Consider the following 16211-nt stretch of genomic DNA (forward strand, 5'->3'; position numbering starts at 1 on the left):
ATATTTTGAATTTTCAGTAATTATCTATGATAAACTATTTACTTATTCTTTATCCGTATTTAATTCTATCATGTTTCTACATAATTTGATAATGATTTACTTATAAATCTAATTTCTACGAAAATAATTGACTTACATAGTTTTGAAGTCTATGAAGTATTCTTACGATATAGACATCCTCATTCTTTACCATGTAAAAGACAACATAGTTTTTATAATGAACATATCTGTACCCACTGTTTACATCATTTTCAAGATACCATATATTTCCAATATCTGAATGACTCTTTAGATTTTCTATCTTATCTAAAATTCCTGACACTGTATTCTTTGCAGCTATTGGACTACATAATTTATATTTAATATAATCATAAATTTCATCAAGATCTCGTTGTGACTTTGGTGAATAGTGTATCTTATTCATTTTCAAATCTTTCCTTAAAATGTGATCTCATTGAATCTTCATCAATCCAGCCTTCTTCATTTGCTGAAGCTAAGCCTTCATTTAACATTTTCATTACTTCCAGTTCTGCTACCATCTTGTCATACTTCCTCGCTTTTCTTGACATTTCTTCTTGTTCATTTATATCCATAATAGTATAACAACCATGTCCATTTTTTGTTAAATAAACAGGAGAACCAACAGTAACATCTTCAAGTACTGCACTATAATTTCTTAAATCAGAGATAGGTTTTATATTTGGCATATTCTCTCCTCCTTTTATTAAAATCATTATACTATTATTTTACGTCATATTCAACGTAATATACTTCGTAAAATTTCACTTAACTTTTTATCCAATTTTCATTTGTACCATATCGATAATGAGAAGCTCCACATACTTCTTCATTTCCAGCACAATGTCCTTCATCTAATAATTGATTAATCAAAGTTTTAACTGAATAATCATTGCTACTATAATAAGACTCATAATCTTTATAATCTATTGAATGTGTCAGTTCTTTTCCACAATCACATTTAACCCAATATGTCACTTTTAAAATCTTTGTTTGTTCTTCCTTTTGAGGTTGTTGTGCATTAGTAGTATTTCCACTTGATGCTGGCTGACTTGGTGTTACAGAAGAAGGCTGATTGCTTTCAACAGGCTGTATTGGTGTTTGTTTTGTTTCAACTTTCTTTTGTGTTTTATTTTCATTAGTATTTTGATTACTCGCTTTCTCTTGAGTGTGCACATCACTTTTTACAGATTCTTGATCTTCCTGAATCGTATTTTCTTCTGCTATTTGTTTGGATGTATCATTTACAGTTTCATCACTTTCATTGTTTTCATCTTTGGATACATCTTTTTTCTTTGATTTCTTTTTTGATGCCTCTTTTTGTGAAATAACTACTTCTTTTTTGTTTTCTACATGGTTGTTCATTGGTAGTGCATTACAAACAACCAACAGTGTAGATAATGCCAAAACTATAACATTCCTTTTTTTCATACTTTCTTCATCTCCTTTTATTCATCATTATTTATTTCATATACAGTTTAGACTTCTGTTTACTTATTATCAAATTTACTATTTCCTTTATTAATTTGTAAAAAGCACATTGTGAAAACACCTATTAGTGCACCAATTTGCATTGAAACAATAATAATTATTACTTCCTTCATAATATCCACCTTCCTTCAAAAAAAGACCTATAGTCATTGCTATAGGCCTTTTAACATATTTAGTTCTGATGTTAACTATTAAATTATTTCATTTTATGGTCTTGGTTTTAATCCATAGTAGATACCTAATCTTTCTGCTTTCCTCATTTGATAAGAATAATACAAGCCTGCAAGCGACAAAGTAGGTATTACATTTGCAAGTGTATCAAAATAGTAAACAACTCCAGATAAAACTGAAGAAAATAATCCAGTTGCTGCTCCTGAACCACTTAATTTATCTAATATATTTTTCACAAATCCGAAATACGTACTAGAAACCATCCCTTGTAATCCAGGTTCCAATTGGCTGTTCATATAATCTATTATTTCTTCTTCTTTTGTTTTTCCATTATCTAAAGCACCAGTAAATGCATTATACATTTTGGCACTTGTTGCTAAAATATCAGTACTATTTGTTATTCCAGCTGCATCAAGAGCTGTTATATATTTTGAATACTCATCATCCATATTTTCTTTTATTGATCCAAGCAATTCATTCATAAGTGTATAATTAGCACCATTTTCAATAAAATTCTTTATTCCGATTGTATAAGTTCTAAATGCTTTATAAATAGCGACACCTGCTTGTGCTTTATAAAATTGTTCATATGCATCTATATCATTTTGCGAAATAATATTTGCATATACAGGATGTCCGAAATTTTTTTCATCTGAAAAACTCTTATCATAGTTTATATTTTCAATATAATGAGAGGTATACAAATACAAAATATATATGCTTTCATCATGATTTCCATCGTTATATTCATTATCATATACAGATCTAATATATTTCATTCGATCTTTTTGTTCCCCTTTAGATGCAGGTGGGTTTCCATCATACAAATCTCCACTTCGTGATGATTGTATATTTACTTTTTTTGGTATAGATGTATCGAATAAATTATTTTTATCTAATGATAAAGTATCTAATAATTCATCGTCCGTTTGAGTTAGTGTAATTAAATTCAATAATTGTCCCGATGTAATACCAGCTGAATTATACTTATCTGAAATATCGATTATTTGATCAGTCACTTCATTTAATGTAATTTCATCTTCCGCATTTACTGTTGGAATAGTTATTAATATCATACCAGCCGTAACAATTCCAATAAGTATTTTTTTAATCATAAGTTTTCTCCTTTCTTTTCTCTTAATCAACATCTAAACTAAATAATGTAAACTGATTATAATTATTAAAACGGACAATCTTTTCCTTTTTATTTTGTAATCTTATTAGATAACTATTTTCTTGATTAACTTCATATGAATCTATTTTTCCAATAATATCTTCAATAACTTTAAAATCTTCTCCAATATCATTCTGATTTTTCATCATAAAAGTTGTATATCCCTTATTTCGACGAACGAGCGAATACTCTTTTGTTTCCAAAACATTACACTCTACATATGCTTTCGTCATGTATAAGTAATTTGCTTGTTTGAAGAAAGAAAAACTTAATCCAGATAACAGCAGAGTAATCGTCCAAAAAATAATAGATATCTTCTTAAAATGAAAATCGAGATAAACTAATTTTCGTCTCAACAAAAGTAATGTAAAATAAACTAAACCATCGAAGGATATTATATTAAGATATTTTTCAGCAATGATAATAAACAACAAAACTGGGTACAAAATCAAAAAATAATTTTCGCCCAATATCTCATACACTCTATCTGATAGTGTTGGATATATATACTTTTTCAAAGACCTCACAAGAATTCACCTCCATTTTATCTTTATTAAATTTTACTATGTAAGCTTTTTCATTGTCAATTTATATAATTATTCACATATATAAAATAAAAATTGTTTATTTTTCTCTTCTATACTAAATATTACTTTTCCCAGTAAGATAACAGGAAAGGGGTTCTTAGGGGAAAACCGAGTCACATTTCCCCACAAAAAAACAGACTCCCCCTTCACTAAGTCTGCTGAAATAAAATGTACAAAAAATACAGTTATATATGTAACTGTCATCTTTCTTGCTCTTTATTTCTTCTTTTTGCCCATCCTTTTAAAAGTTTCAATATAACTTCACTTTTTTCTCTAGGCGTATAGTTTTTTGGAAAGTATTCATTAATATCCTCCATTTTAAACGACAATTTTTCTTTCTGATTCGCTTTTTCTTCCGTCATTATTGAATAAATAACATTTTCATCTAGACGATTTTCTCTTGACAACTCCTTCATTCTTATTGTTTGAGCATGTGAGGGTGTTAAATCAAGTCCTTCTATATTTTTTACAACAAGTTGTTGATTTTCTTTTGAAAGATATGAAAGTTCTACAGCAGGATTAAATGCAATCTTTTTTCCATCACTTCTTATACCATCGACCATATCACGTAATGGCTCAATTAATTCTGTTAAACGTATAAAACGATGAATTTGATTTTTACTTTTTCTTTCTTCTTCAGCTAGTACCTCAATAGATTTTTTACCTTTTAAATGGTTCCCAACTTGGGAACCATTATCCTTAGGTCTCCCACTTTGTCTAATCATTGCATCTAATTTCATCTTATAAGCAAATCCTCTTTCAGTTGGCAAGATATTTTCTCTTTGTATATTTGAATCTACCATAATAATTGTTGCTTGGTCATCAGTAAGTTCTCTTACAATAACCTGTATCTTTTCTTGACCATTTACCATTGCTGCATTCATTCTTCTGTGACCAGAAATCATTTCGTATCCGTGACCATTTGGATGTGGTCTTACAAGAACAGGAACTAAAATACCATTTTCTGAAACACTTTTAACAAGTTCAGACATCTGTTCATCATTTCTAACTCTAAATGGATGATTTTTAAACTCCTGAATATCTTCAACAGGAACTTCCATTATCTTCTCCAGTTTTGCTTCCTGTCTTTGTTCTTCGTTGGTAAATAAATCATCGTACGTAGGAACTCTTATGTCGTTTATGCTCTTTTTCGGCATTTAAGATGACCTCCTTTGTAAAAGCTTCATAAGCTTTAGTTGCTGCACCTTTTGGATCATATTGAAATATGCTTTCTCCTATACCTGTACTTTCTGCTGCCTTTGTACATCTTGGAATTGTTGTATCAAATACCTTGATATGACCTCCAAAATTTTCTCTAACTTCGTGTGTGATTTTCTTTGATAGATTGGTTCTTTCATTTGTCATTGTAATCAACACACCTTCAATTTTTAAATCAAGGTTAAGGTTTCTTCTAACCATATTAATTGATCTTAATAAGTCAGCCATACCTTCAACTGCATAAGGTTCTGCTTGTACAGTTATAACAACTTTATCTGAAGCAGTAAGAGCATTAATAGGTAGATTATCCAGTGATGGATTTGTATCTATAATGACATAATCATAATCATCTTTTACGGTATCAATAAATCTTTTCAATACCGTTTCTCTACACATAGCACTTTCTAATTTAGAATTTATTCCTGCAAGAGAAATATTTGATGGAACAATATCAACATTTTCATTACTGTGAAGTATTAGCTGTTCTCTATCAAGTGGTATATCTTCAATAACTGATACAATAACATCCTTCATAGATAAAGGATATTGTGTTCTGTCATAAAATCCAAATGCTTTTGTTGAATGTCCTTGTGGATCTAAATCTAACAGCAATACCTTTTTGTTATTTAATGCAAGACATGCACTTAAACTGACAGATGTCATTGTTTTACCTACACCACCCTTTTGATTTGCAATTGCTATTACTTCGCTCATTTGTAATCACTCCTATCTTTATATATAGCATTAAATTGACCTCCTTTCTTTTTTGCCAATCAATGATTGGCTATGTAAAAAAGCCATCTACTATGATGACTTTTATATGCTATCTTTCTTGTTGTTTATGTTTTGTATTTTTACTGTAGTCTTTTAATGGAACTTTCTTATCCATTACATGCTCTCTAAGTTTAAAAAAATTATCATGACTTTCAGAAGCAATGATATAGTCAAAACAGAATTTTCCTCTGTCGGCTGATGGTTCAACTGTGCTTAAATACCTTTTACTATTAAAAGAAGAATATATAAAAGCATCTCCAACCACTAAATCTTTAGCAAGTCTTATATTACCCTCATAGAATAAAACGAAGGGTGGACATGCAATTTGTTTCAAAACTGTAGGATAGTTGTTATCTAAAATTGTTACATACTTTGTTTTCAATCCTCTTTTTAATTTAATAAATTCATTTTCATCTACAGGAACTTTTGCTTTTATATCATTATATATTTTTTCAAAGTCACCATCATGCTTCAAAGCAAAATAAAGCAATACATTATTCATAAATTCATCACCTCCTTTATATGAAAAAAGGAGATCCATTTTGAATCTCCTATGCTTATTAAATTGTTTACTTAGTCCCTCTCAATTTCTAATATGTTACCTAGTTTGTTAGAAAAAACCTATTTTTGTTAGATAAAAATTCAAGAAAAGTTCCACACTTTGTTAGAAAGAAAAAAGGATATTTAATAAGTAATAATACTTATCAAACATCCTATTTTTAATAGAAAAACCAATAAAAATGGCGGCACTTATGGGATTTGAACCCATGACCTTACGCTTAGGAGGCGTATGCTCTATCCAGCTGAGCTAAAGCGCCACATCTTTTTTCTGCCCGTTATAGCTCATTTAGGCTAGATACTGCTCTACGCTTAGGAGGCGATTGCATTATCCAGCTATGCTACGAGGACAAAGCCTCTATTATCCTAACAAATATTTATTTAAAATACAATCTATGTATCTAATTCTTTCATTTTATTACGAAAGTCAATGATATCATTAAAAAGCATACGAATGACACAAATCATTGGTACTCCTAGGAACATTCCAATAAAGCCAAAGAAATGTCCAAAGACGGTAATAGAAAGTAAAACCCAAAATGGTGAAATACCAACAACATCTCCTAAAATCTTTGGTCCTAAGAATAAACCATCAAATTGTTGTAAAGCAAAGACAAAAACTAAGACTGCTAAAGCATGGAATAAATCTCCTGTCATCAAGGCTACAAGAACAGCAGGAAACCCACCGATAAATGGTCCAAAATAAGGAATCATATTCGTAATCAAAATAAAGACAGCAAGAATTGGGAAGAATTTTACTTTTAAAATAGCGAGTCCAATAAATGCGATAATTCCAATAATTAACGAATCTAAGAATTTTCCATAAATAAATTGTCCAAAGATTTGATGTGATCTAACTGCATAATCATGAATAAGTTCTATTTTTTCTTTTGACATAAAAAGTGAACATAAACGATCAAAGATACTTACTAATTTTTTTGCTTCAATTAAAACATAAGGTGTAAATATTAAACCTAAAACAGCAGTAATAATCGTACTACCTGCTTTAAAGATTGTTCCAAGTGTTGCAATAGGATCTATAGCTTCAATTGAATTAACATATTTAACAACCATTTCATCTATTTTAATAATAACTTCACTTGCAAGATTGCTTCCTAAATAAGTTTCCAATGTTTTTTCAAAGTTTTTAATATACAAAGTTAAATTATCCGCAATATTGACAACATAATTGACAAGTGCAGGAATAATAGTAATTAATAATATCACAATAATTAAAACAAAGACAACAAAAACAAAAATAGAAGAAATTGTATGACTATATTTAATAAGCTTTTTATTTTGAAAAGAGTCTAAAAACATTTCAAATTTATAAACCAATGGTTGTAAAAAATAAGCAAGTATTGCTCCTACAATCAAAGGAATAAAAGCTGATAAAATATTGGAAAATAATGAAATATCAAATGTTTTATAAATAAAAATAATAACACACGCACACAAAATAATTCCTACATAATTCTTTACTGTCCTCATTTTAAACCACCTCAAACTTTTTTCCATTATATCACACTCTCTATATTTTTACGATGCTTATTCCAACTTCTTAATAATCTTCTTATATAATAAATACTCATTTTTTCATAAACTTCTTGAGTCTTTAAATCTACTAAACAATAATCTTGTTCATATTTTATAATGGTCAAACCATAATGATATAAACCACTAATGATATCAATATCCAATAAAAAACCTCCTTTACACATTCTATGTATAAAGTGAGGTATTATAATAAATAAATAATAAATAGCTTAAAGACAACAAAAAGCCACCTATAACATCAGAAAAATAATGTACACCTAAATAGATACGACTTAATCCTATTAAAAAAATCATCATCATTAAAAATATTTCTATTACTTTTTTATATTTTATAGAGCTTTTTTGAACTTCAAGAACTAACAATCCATAACCAATCATTGCTGACATACTATGACCACTTGGGAAACTATAGTTTGTTTCTTTAACTAAATGATATATTTGAGGTGGTCTTGGTCTTTTAACCAAAGCTTTAATTATACGATTCATTCCTTGAATAATTAACAAGTGAATTCCTACCCAAATATCTTTTTTATTTTTTAGAATCACTAAAGTTAAAACAAGAATTACATAAAACCAAGTACTTCCAAGGGTTGAACAAAGTTTAAAAAAGGATGTCATAAAATCACATTTTAAATTTTGAACCAAATGATAAATGAACCAATCTATTGATTGAATGACTTGATATTTAATCAAAAAGTAATCAATGATAAATAAGCAAAGAGGAATCATAAATAAAAATTTCTTTTTCATCTTATTCTTCTATTTCTAATTGATAAACTTTTTCAAAGACTTTAATAAGCATACCATAAAGCTTTTCATTACTACTACTGATTAAAAAACCATAAACACGCTTTGTGAGTGCTTTATATAATTTAGGATCATTAAATCCTAAATGTACATTTAAAAGTTCAATTTGTTCCTTTTGATTTGATTTTAATAACAAATAAACAGTAATAACATATACCTTAGATAAATATTCAATAACATAACTTCTTTGTCTTCGGCTCTTTAAAGAATAAACATCATATAAATCCCATAAGCTTTTCATTAAATCAACATAACTATTTGATTTAGAAATATGAATTTTTCGACGTGTTCCATAACAATGGAAAGGAACATTTAAATAATACATTGATTTAATATAAGGAATTGTTCCATAAACTGTTAATTCATTATAAAAAATATTTTCTTCATCTGTATTTATCTTTTTTAAAGTACTTGTTTTAATAATGACTGAACCTAAATCAATTTGAAAATGTTTATGAAACGCTTTAATATTATGCCATTCAAAAATTGTTTCCATTGGAAAAACATTTTTATAAGAGACACGTTTTTCTTTTTCTTGGGGAATAACATATTTATAATCAGTAACAAGCAAATCTAAATTAGCTTGAATTCGAATAAAGTCACGAATCGTTTCAATAACACTTACGAGTGAAGGTTGATCTAAATAATCAAAGCATTGAAGTATTTTGAAATAAAGGCCCTCACTATGTTCTAGAGCTATTTTTAAAAAAGGAACATCTTCCCTTGTTGTAATAACTTTTACAGTTTCAGGATAAGCTTCTTCATATTCTTTAGCTACTTGTAATGTTTCGTCATGTGAATGACGATCGACAATTAATACTTCTACTTCATCTTTCATTAAAAGACATGAATTAATGGCTTTATGCATTTCCATGATTGAGTTATAACAAGGTATACATACTGTTAATAATTTCATAATTTAATCCTCCAAAAATATTTTATCATAATTTATCTATTAGTTCACGTTTTATTGCATTTACCTTGATTTTATGCTATTTTATTAAGGTATCTAAAGGAGGAAATTATATGCATTTTGTTATTAATGTATTTGTTGCTGGAGTATGTTTTATCTCTCTTATTTTATTTAAAGAGATTCTTAATAAAATTGTGAAAGTCTTATTAAGTGTTATTGGATGTGGTACATTATCTTATGCACTTGCTATTCTTGTTAAAAAATGTGGAGAATGGTTTGGATGTTGGTCTGGTGATGCTCAATATATCAAAAGCGATTTCTTATGGATTTTTGCTATTGTTCTAGTTGTTTATATTATTATTAATATTATTGCTAAAAAAAATAAAGCTTAATTTTCAAGCTTTATTTTTTTATACCCACTGCTTTTTTAGCCAACCCATCAGCCACTTCGTTATAATAATCCCCACTGTGTGCTAAAACCTTTTGAAAATAAATATCTATCTCTTTTTTCATTTCTTGTATTGTTTTTACATAATTTTGTGTTTGTTCTTTATTTGCTTTCCATAGACCCGTAGCCCACTTTTCAATACCTTCATAATCATAATAAATGCAAATAGACTCATAATGATGATCAATTGCATAAGCAATAGCTTTCATACACCCAAGAATTTCTCCTGAAACATTTCTCATAGATGCATAATCTGGTTGATTTCCTTTTCCAAGTAACTGTTTAATGACTTGTTGCCCTTCAATTAAAACACAACCATAGCCATATTCTTTTGTTTTAATATTATAACTACCATCAACATAAGCAAGTAAAGTTAAATCATCACTCACTTTTCTTTCTTCTTTTTTTATAAATGCTTTTGCCTCTTCTTCATTTGTAAAAGATTTATAAACAGCTCCTGAATAACCATTAACTTGTTCTTTACATTCATCCCAAGTATGATAAATTCCTGTCTTTTTTCCTTCTTTTACTGCATAAAATTTTGCCATAATAAACTCCTTTGCTTATTCTATTTTATTATAATCATTGAAACAATGATTGTATATCTTTTTTAATTGTTTTAAAATGTATATAGGATATTTAAGTGAGGTAGTAACATGAAACGTTGTCTTATTATTATTAATCCATCATCTGGAAAACATATTATTCAAAATAAACTAGATCGTATTATTGGTCAATTAACATTACAAAACATTGTAGAACATTTTGAAATATTTTATACAGAAAAAAAAGATGATGCCTATTATAAAACAAGAGATTGTGATGAGAATCAATATGATTTTATCATGTCTGTTGGTGGTGATGGTACTTTAAACGAGGTTATTTCAGGAATGGTAGATAGTCATAAAAAAATACCATTATGCATATTAGCGGCAGGCACAGTAAATGACTTTGCTAATTATTTAAATATTCCAAATTCAGTAAATGGTATTGTAGAAATGATTAAAAACTTTAATGTTATTTCGAGTGATGTAGGAAAAATTAATAATCAATATTTCATTAATGTTGCTGCTGCAGGAATGTTTTCAGATATTTCTTTTGTGGTATCAAAAGAAGAAAAGAAAAAGTTTGGTCCATTAGCTTATTATTTTAAAGGCATGACCCAACTTCCTCAACAGTTATCAACAAATCTTCATTTAAATGTAACTGTAGATAATGAATCTTTTGAAGAAGATGCTTACATATTTGCCATCACAAATACCAATCGTGTCGGTGGCTTTGATGGTATCATTCCTTTTGCGGATATTAATGATGGAAAACTCGATCTTGTTATTGTAAAAAGATGTTCAATCACAGATTTAATTGCACTCATTAAAGATTATCGTTTTGGTAAACATGATAAAAGTCCTTTTATTCACTATGTTCAAGGACATCATATTCACATTACTTGTGATCAAGTTCTTACAATGGATATAGATGGTGAAGAAGGCACACATCTTCCAATTGACGTACATACTTTACAAAAATCAATTCAATTATTAGTTCCTTTAAAATAATTAATTATATAAAAAAGGTTTCACTATTATATTTGATAACAGTTGAAATCTTTTTTAGTTCTAGTTAATAATTCTTAAAACATCTTCTTCACTATTGATGTTAAAGATATTTAATGTAAGAACATTTAATTTTTCTAACGATGTATTTGTAAGTCTTTCTTCTAAAGGATTTGATAAAGTTCCTAATTTTACTTTAAGTAGTTCTTTTAAAGTATTGAGTTTTCCTTCATCTCTCATTCTTTGAAATAATTGATCCATTGCCTTACACATATTGATTTCATTTCCTTCTGGTAAGTCTTCTCTTCTAATATTTGTACACGTAAATGTTGCCGCCATCATGAAGCTTTCTGTTTCAATTTTACGATTTTCTCTTAATCCATCATAACTTCCTGCAAACATACTTTGACTAATTTCTACGACATCTCTTAATCTTCGATTCATAAGCTTTCTTGCATCCATTGTTTTAAGGTCGACAACAGGTAGTCTCCAATCATTGATATAAGGTTCCATCTCTGATGGTATACTTTTCAATGTTTCTAGCAACTTCCATTCTTCATCTCCCGTATAGAACACAAAACTTCCTACTGGATAGACTTCTTTTTTACTTTCAACTTGATTGATATAAGTCGTCGCATCATAGTTGAATATGCGAAAAATCATATTTTTATCAAAAGTGCTTTGGTGTTCAACTCCGATAATCACATAATCTCCATGGATGTCCGCTTTTCTTATCACACCCCGATATCTTTTGATTTCTGTTGGATCATCTACATTTCCTATCAAGGTCAACAGATCATTTTATCTTTCTCTTTTCCTTCTTTCAATGGACGGATAGTCCAAAAAATATAAAAAGCTATTGATGGATTAATCCATTTCAATAGCTCCAGTATATAATTGATAGTATTTACCTTTTTCTTTAATAAGTGATTGATGATTTCCTCTTTCAATAATATGTCCTTGTTCTAAGACCATAATACAATCACTATTTTTAATTGTTGATAAACGATGGGCAATAACAAGTGTTGTTCTACCATGCATTAATTTATCCATTCCATCTTGTACAAGCTTTTCTGTTCGAGAATCAATAGAAGAAGTTGCTTCATCCAAAATAAGTGCAGGAGGATTAGCAACAGCAGCACGCGCAATCGCTAATAACTGTCTTTGTCCTTGCGATAAGTTCGCCCCATCTCCTGTAAGCATTGTTTGATAACCATCTGGCAAATGTTTAACAAAGAGATCGGCATTGGCAAGTTTTGCTGCTTCAATACATTCTTCATCCGTAGCATCAAGGCGTCCATAGCGAATATTATCCATAACTGTTCCAGTAAATAAATGTGTATCTTGTAAAACCACACCTAATGATCTTCTTAAATCATCTTTTTTAATCAATTTAATATCAATTCCATCATAAGTAATCGAACCTTTTTGAATATCATAGAAACGATTAATTAAGTTTGTAATTGTTGTTTTACCTGCACCAGTAGCCCCAACAAAGGCAATCTTTTCACCAGGATTAGCATAAACATCTACATTGTGTAAAACCATACGGTCATCAAAATAACCAAAGTCAACACCTTCTAAACGAATATCACCCTTCATTTCTACAAGTTCAACATGACCATCGCTTCTTGGATGTTTCCAAGCCCAATGTCCTGTTCTTTTATCTGTTTCAACCATTTTTCCATCAACAGTTTCTACACAACATAAAGTAACCACACCTTGATCATCTTCACTTTCTTGATCTAATAAATCAAAGATACGACCAGCTCCTGCTTGTGCCATGGCAACAGCATTGATTTGTTGAGAAATTTGTCCAATAGGTTGGTTGAAACTTTTATTCAATGTTAAGAAAGCTACAAGGGTTCCAATTGTTAAAGCAAAATGTCCATTTAAAGCAAGGATTGCGCCAACAATTGCACAAATGATATAAGAGATATTTCCAAGTTGTACTGTAACCGGCATTAAGATATTCGCAAATTTATGAGCTTGATAAGCACTTTCTCTTAATTCATCGTTTAATTTTCTAAAATCAGCAATTGCTTGATCTTCATGGTTGAAGACTTTAACAACTTTTTGACCAGAAATCATTTCTTCAATATAACCATTCACTTTACCTAAATCCCCTTGTTGTTGAACGAAGAATTTACCTGATAACGATCCAAGTTTTCTTGATACAACAAGCATAATCATAAGCATACATACACTTAACACAGTTAAAGGAATATTTAAAATGATCATTGATACAAATGTTGTCACAATAGTCATACAACTTGAAATAAGTTGTGGAATAGATTGTGAAATCAATTGTCTTAATGTATCAATATCATTTGTATAGACTGACATTGTATCTCCATGAGGAGTTCTGTCAAAATAACGAATTGGTAAAGATTCCATATGTTCAAACATTTCAATTCTTAAATCTCTTAAGAACCCTTGTGTTACATAAACCATAATACGGTTAAAGGTAAAGGCACAAACAACACCACAAGCATAAAGTGCACCCACACGAATCAAAGCATGGAATAGTCCACTAAAGTCAGGTGAAGAACTCTTTAAAAGGGGAACAATATAATCATCAATTAATGTTTGCATAAACATTGTTCCTTGAACATTAAATAAAGCATTTCCTACAATACATAGAAAAACAACAATTAAATGGATTTTATATTTACTCCATAACATTTTAAGTAAACGTTTCATTGTTCCTTCTTTCATTATTCTTCCTCCTTCCCTTTCATTTGTGTTTCATAAATTGTACGATAAATTTCATTTGTTTCTAATAATTTATCATGTGTGTCAAAACCATCCACGACACCATCATTTAAAACAATAATACGGCTTGCATTTTGAACAGATGATATACGTTGTGAAATAATAATTTTTGTTGTATCGGGAATACGTTCATTGAATGATTCTTGAATACTTGCATCTGTAGCTGTATCAACAGCACTTGTTGAATCATCTAAAATTAAAATCTTAGGATTTTTAAGTAACGCTCTAGCAATACATAAACGTTGTTTTTGTCCACCTGAAACGTTTGAACCACCTTGTTCAATATACGTATTATAACCATCTTCAAAACGATCAATAAACTCATCAGCGCACGCTAAACGACAAGCTTCTTTACATTCTTCTTCTGTTGCATTTTCATTACCCCAACGTAAATTTTGTAAGATTGTTCCACTAAATAAAACATTCTTTTGTAAGACAACAGAAACTTCATCTCTTAAAACTTCAAGATCATAATTACGAACATCTTGTCCACCAACAACAACGCTACCTTCGTCAACATCATATAAACGAGAAATAAGGTTGACCAAACTACTTTTAGCACTTCCGGTACCACCAATAATTCCAATTGTTTCACCACTTTTAATATGAAGATCAACATCTTTTAAGACCGCTTCTCCACTACCATGTTTATAAGAAAAAACAACATGATTGAAATCAATTGAACCATCTTTTACTTCAGTTAAAGCTTCTTGAGGAGAGACTAAATCAGATTGCTCATTAATAACTTCTGCAATACGTCTTCCTGAAGCAAGTGACATCGTAATCATAACAAATGCCATAGAAAGCATCATAAGAGACATCATAATATTCATAACATAGCTAAATAAACTTGTAAGTTCACCTGTAGTAAGAGTCCCACCTACAATTGCTTTAGCACCTAACCATGAAAGCATTAAAATTGAACCATAAACAGCTATTAACATAGCTGGGTTATTATAAGATAAAACAGATTCCGCTTTGACAAAAAGTTTATAAATGTTTTGTGCTGCTTTTTTAAATTTTTCATTTTCATATTTTTCTCTAACAAATGATTTAACAACTCGAATACCAACAACGTTTTCTTGAACACTTTCATTTAAAGTATCATATTTAGGAAAAACATCATTAAAATATTTTGTGGCATGATACATAATTATTGTAAGGACCGCTACTAAGAAAACAATGGCAACAACAAAAATCATACTTAATCTAAAGTTGATCATCATTGCCATGGTAAGGGCACAAATAAGTGACATTGGCGCACGAATGCACATACGAATAATCATTTGATAAGCCATTTGCACATTTGTCACATCTGTCGTTAAACGTGTTACAAGTCCTGCAGTACTATATTTATCAATGTTTGAAAAAGAGAATGTTTGAATGTTTGTATACATGGCATCTCTTAAATTGGCTGCAAAACCCGTTGAAGCTTTAGCTGCATGGTTACCAGCTAAAAAACCAAGTGATAATGTTCCAATTGCAATAACAAACATGAATGTTCCATATTTTGTAACATTAGACATATTACCTGCCTCAATCCCTTTATCAATAAGACTTGCCATTAATAAAGGAATAATGATTTCTAAGATAACTTCTAATGCCGCAAATAACATTGTAAGTAATGAATCTTTTTTATATTCTTTGATTTGTTTCATTAAAGTTTTTACCATAATTGACGTCCTTTCCTATTCATTTACCGAACTTCATGAATATTTATAAATCTTCTTTTATGTTATTAATTAATTTATCGGATATTTTAATAAACGTATTTATTTCTTCTTCAGATAAATCTTTAATAAGTTTTTGATGCATTTCTTTCATCTTATCTTCAATTTGTCGATTATGATTTCTTGAAGATTCTGTTAAAACGATTTTCTTTAATCTTGCATCATATTCTACTTCTTCTCGTTCAATCATTCCCTTTTTACACATCAATTTCAACATTTCTGATGTCGTAGAACGATTGATTGAAAATTCTTTTTCTATATCTTTAGGAAATGTATCAAGCCCACTATCTTCTCTATCTTGAACAAACCCAATAATCCAACAATGCATTAAAGTTACACGATCAGGCCTCTGACCTGTTTTCTTATCCATTGTTTTTCTCATTAGGTTATTTATGGTCTTAATACGATGTCCAATGGGATCTCTATACATATCATTC

General features: G+C 29.3%; 20 protein-coding genes and 1 tRNA gene. 2 read left to right on the forward strand and 19 right to left on the reverse strand.

Annotated features, from left to right (window positions below):
* Positions 1–115: 115 nt before the first annotated feature.
* From LJD34_RS03140 to LJD34_RS03200, 14 genes are all read right to left on the reverse strand, one after another.
* A complete protein-coding gene (locus tag LJD34_RS03140; RefSeq protein WP_227359154.1) occupies positions 116–424 on the reverse strand; it encodes a type II toxin-antitoxin system RelE/ParE family toxin in 309 nt (102 codons plus the stop codon).
* Complete coding sequence (locus LJD34_RS03145) at positions 417–707, reverse strand: hypothetical protein (RefSeq protein ID WP_032089823.1); 291 nt, start codon at positions 705–707, stop codon at positions 417–419. The genes LJD34_RS03140 and LJD34_RS03145 overlap by 8 nt, the downstream gene beginning before the upstream one ends.
* A gap of 79 nt (positions 708–786) precedes the next feature.
* Entirely contained in the window at positions 787–1449 is a 663-nt protein-coding gene (locus LJD34_RS03150; protein ID WP_227359155.1) for a hypothetical protein, read from the reverse strand.
* A 59-nt stretch (positions 1450–1508) separates the two neighbouring features.
* On the reverse strand, positions 1509–1622 hold the full coding sequence (locus LJD34_RS16725) for a DUF3789 domain-containing protein (protein ID WP_370747613.1): 114 nt from the start codon (positions 1620–1622) through the stop codon (positions 1509–1511).
* Positions 1623–1715: 93 nt separating this feature from the next.
* Complete coding sequence (locus LJD34_RS03155; RefSeq protein ID WP_227359156.1) at positions 1716–2795, reverse strand: hypothetical protein; 1080 nt, start codon at positions 2793–2795, stop codon at positions 1716–1718.
* Positions 2796–2817: 22 nt separating this feature from the next.
* Positions 2818–3057, reverse strand: a complete 240-nt coding sequence (locus LJD34_RS03160) for a hypothetical protein (RefSeq protein WP_146137645.1) — start codon at positions 3055–3057, stop codon at positions 2818–2820.
* A gap of 584 nt (positions 3058–3641) precedes the next feature.
* Positions 3642–4598: a ParB/RepB/Spo0J family partition protein gene (locus LJD34_RS03165; RefSeq protein WP_227359157.1), complete on the reverse strand. Its 957-nt coding sequence runs from the start codon at positions 4596–4598 to the stop codon at positions 3642–3644.
* On the reverse strand, positions 4552–5373 hold the full coding sequence (locus tag LJD34_RS03170) for a ParA family protein (RefSeq protein WP_227359158.1): 822 nt from the start codon (positions 5371–5373) through the stop codon (positions 4552–4554). Before LJD34_RS03170 ends, LJD34_RS03165 begins: the two co-directional genes overlap by 47 nt.
* A 109-nt stretch (positions 5374–5482) precedes the next feature.
* Positions 5483–5935, reverse strand: coding sequence for a hypothetical protein (locus tag LJD34_RS03175; protein ID WP_227359159.1), 453 nt, complete (start codon positions 5933–5935; stop codon positions 5483–5485).
* A 239-nt stretch (positions 5936–6174) separates the two neighbouring features.
* Positions 6175–6251, reverse strand: a tRNA-Arg gene (locus tag LJD34_RS03180).
* 133 nt (positions 6252–6384) lie between these two features.
* Complete coding sequence (locus tag LJD34_RS03185) at positions 6385–7482, reverse strand: AI-2E family transporter (RefSeq protein ID WP_227359160.1); 1098 nt, start codon at positions 7480–7482, stop codon at positions 6385–6387.
* 26 nt (positions 7483–7508) lie between these two features.
* The gene (locus LJD34_RS03190; protein WP_117812544.1) at positions 7509–7691 is read right to left on the reverse strand and encodes a hypothetical protein; all 183 of its coding nucleotides are present in this window, start codon (positions 7689–7691) and stop codon (positions 7509–7511) included.
* Positions 7692–7713: 22 nt separating this feature from the next.
* Positions 7714–8298 (reverse strand): phosphatase PAP2 family protein, encoded by a 585-nt coding sequence (locus LJD34_RS03195; protein ID WP_227359161.1) that lies wholly within the window; start codon positions 8296–8298, stop codon positions 7714–7716.
* A gap of 1 nt (position 8299) precedes the next feature.
* The gene (locus LJD34_RS03200; RefSeq protein WP_032089814.1) at positions 8300–9271 is read right to left on the reverse strand and encodes a glycosyltransferase family 2 protein; all 972 of its coding nucleotides are present in this window, start codon (positions 9269–9271) and stop codon (positions 8300–8302) included.
* 110 nt (positions 9272–9381) lie between these two features.
* Between LJD34_RS03200 and LJD34_RS03205 the strand changes: the two genes are divergently transcribed.
* Complete coding sequence (locus LJD34_RS03205; RefSeq protein WP_227359162.1) at positions 9382–9660, forward strand: hypothetical protein; 279 nt, start codon at positions 9382–9384, stop codon at positions 9658–9660.
* Positions 9661–9670: 10 nt separating this feature from the next.
* Here LJD34_RS03205 and LJD34_RS03210 read toward each other — a convergent pair whose 3' ends face one another.
* Positions 9671–10264 (reverse strand): viroplasmin family protein, encoded by a 594-nt coding sequence (locus LJD34_RS03210; protein WP_227359163.1) that lies wholly within the window; start codon positions 10262–10264, stop codon positions 9671–9673.
* Positions 10265–10372: 108 nt separating this feature from the next.
* On the opposite strand from LJD34_RS03210, the gene LJD34_RS03215 reads away from it, so the two are divergent.
* On the forward strand, positions 10373–11272 hold the full coding sequence (locus LJD34_RS03215; protein WP_227359164.1) for a diacylglycerol/lipid kinase family protein: 900 nt from the start codon (positions 10373–10375) through the stop codon (positions 11270–11272).
* Between the two features lie 60 nt (positions 11273–11332).
* Here LJD34_RS03215 and LJD34_RS03220 read toward each other — a convergent pair whose 3' ends face one another.
* The 4 genes from LJD34_RS03220 to LJD34_RS03235 form a co-directional block, all read right to left on the reverse strand.
* Positions 11333–11974 carry an Rpn family recombination-promoting nuclease/putative transposase gene (locus tag LJD34_RS03220; protein WP_318532708.1) on the reverse strand — a complete coding sequence of 214 codons (642 nt, stop codon included), beginning with the start codon at positions 11972–11974 and terminating at the stop codon, positions 11333–11335.
* Between the two features lie 162 nt (positions 11975–12136).
* Positions 12137–13987 (reverse strand): ABC transporter ATP-binding protein, encoded by a 1851-nt coding sequence (locus LJD34_RS03225; protein WP_412301606.1) that lies wholly within the window; start codon positions 13985–13987, stop codon positions 12137–12139.
* On the reverse strand, positions 13987–15717 hold the full coding sequence (locus LJD34_RS03230) for an ABC transporter ATP-binding protein (protein WP_032089808.1): 1731 nt from the start codon (positions 15715–15717) through the stop codon (positions 13987–13989). Before LJD34_RS03230 ends, LJD34_RS03225 begins: the two co-directional genes overlap by 1 nt.
* A 43-nt stretch (positions 15718–15760) precedes the next feature.
* Positions 15761–16204 (reverse strand): MarR family winged helix-turn-helix transcriptional regulator, encoded by a 444-nt coding sequence (locus LJD34_RS03235; RefSeq protein ID WP_227359166.1) that lies wholly within the window; start codon positions 16202–16204, stop codon positions 15761–15763.
* Positions 16205–16211: the final 7 nt, after the last annotated feature.

The sequence above is a fragment of the Faecalibacillus sp. MSK20_93 genome, from assembly GCF_020589945.1.
GTDB lineage: Bacteria > Bacillota_I > Bacilli_A > Erysipelotrichales > Coprobacillaceae > Faecalibacillus > Faecalibacillus intestinalis.

What these genes read in the sequence shown, in the direction of transcription:
- LJD34_RS03140 (WP_227359154.1), bottom strand. Translation starts at nt 424, where the DNA reads ATGAATAAGATACACTATTCACCAAAGTCACAACGAGATCTTGATGAA.
- LJD34_RS03145 (WP_032089823.1), bottom strand. Translation starts at nt 707, where the DNA reads ATGCCAAATATAAAACCTATCTCTGATTTAAGAAATTATAGTGCAGTA.
- LJD34_RS03150 (WP_227359155.1), bottom strand. Translation starts at nt 1,449, where the DNA reads ATGAAAAAAAGGAATGTTATAGTTTTGGCATTATCTACACTGTTGGTT.
- LJD34_RS16725 (WP_370747613.1), bottom strand. Translation starts at nt 1,622, where the DNA reads ATGAAGGAAGTAATAATTATTATTGTTTCAATGCAAATTGGTGCACTA.
- LJD34_RS03155 (WP_227359156.1), bottom strand. Translation starts at nt 2,795, where the DNA reads ATGATTAAAAAAATACTTATTGGAATTGTTACGGCTGGTATGATATTA.
- LJD34_RS03165 (WP_227359157.1), bottom strand. Translation starts at nt 4,598, where the DNA reads ATGCCGAAAAAGAGCATAAACGACATAAGAGTTCCTACGTACGATGAT.
- LJD34_RS03170 (WP_227359158.1), bottom strand. Translation starts at nt 5,373, where the DNA reads ATGAGCGAAGTAATAGCAATTGCAAATCAAAAGGGTGGTGTAGGTAAA.
- LJD34_RS03175 (WP_227359159.1), bottom strand. Translation starts at nt 5,935, where the DNA reads ATGAATAATGTATTGCTTTATTTTGCTTTGAAGCATGATGGTGACTTT.
- LJD34_RS03185 (WP_227359160.1), bottom strand. Translation starts at nt 7,482, where the DNA reads ATGAGGACAGTAAAGAATTATGTAGGAATTATTTTGTGTGCGTGTGTT.
- LJD34_RS03195 (WP_227359161.1), bottom strand. Translation starts at nt 8,298, where the DNA reads ATGAAAAAGAAATTTTTATTTATGATTCCTCTTTGCTTATTTATCATT.
- LJD34_RS03200 (WP_032089814.1), bottom strand. Translation starts at nt 9,271, where the DNA reads ATGAAATTATTAACAGTATGTATACCTTGTTATAACTCAATCATGGAA.
- LJD34_RS03205 (WP_227359162.1), top strand. Translation starts at nt 9,382, where the DNA reads ATGCATTTTGTTATTAATGTATTTGTTGCTGGAGTATGTTTTATCTCT.
- LJD34_RS03210 (WP_227359163.1), bottom strand. Translation starts at nt 10,264, where the DNA reads ATGGCAAAATTTTATGCAGTAAAAGAAGGAAAAAAGACAGGAATTTAT.
- LJD34_RS03215 (WP_227359164.1), top strand. Translation starts at nt 10,373, where the DNA reads ATGAAACGTTGTCTTATTATTATTAATCCATCATCTGGAAAACATATT.
- LJD34_RS03225 (WP_412301606.1), bottom strand. Translation starts at nt 13,987, where the DNA reads ATGAAAGAAGGAACAATGAAACGTTTACTTAAAATGTTATGGAGTAAA.
- LJD34_RS03230 (WP_032089808.1), bottom strand. Translation starts at nt 15,717, where the DNA reads ATGGTAAAAACTTTAATGAAACAAATCAAAGAATATAAAAAAGATTCA.
- LJD34_RS03235 (WP_227359166.1), bottom strand. Translation starts at nt 16,204, where the DNA reads ATGTATAGAGATCCCATTGGACATCGTATTAAGACCATAAATAACCTA.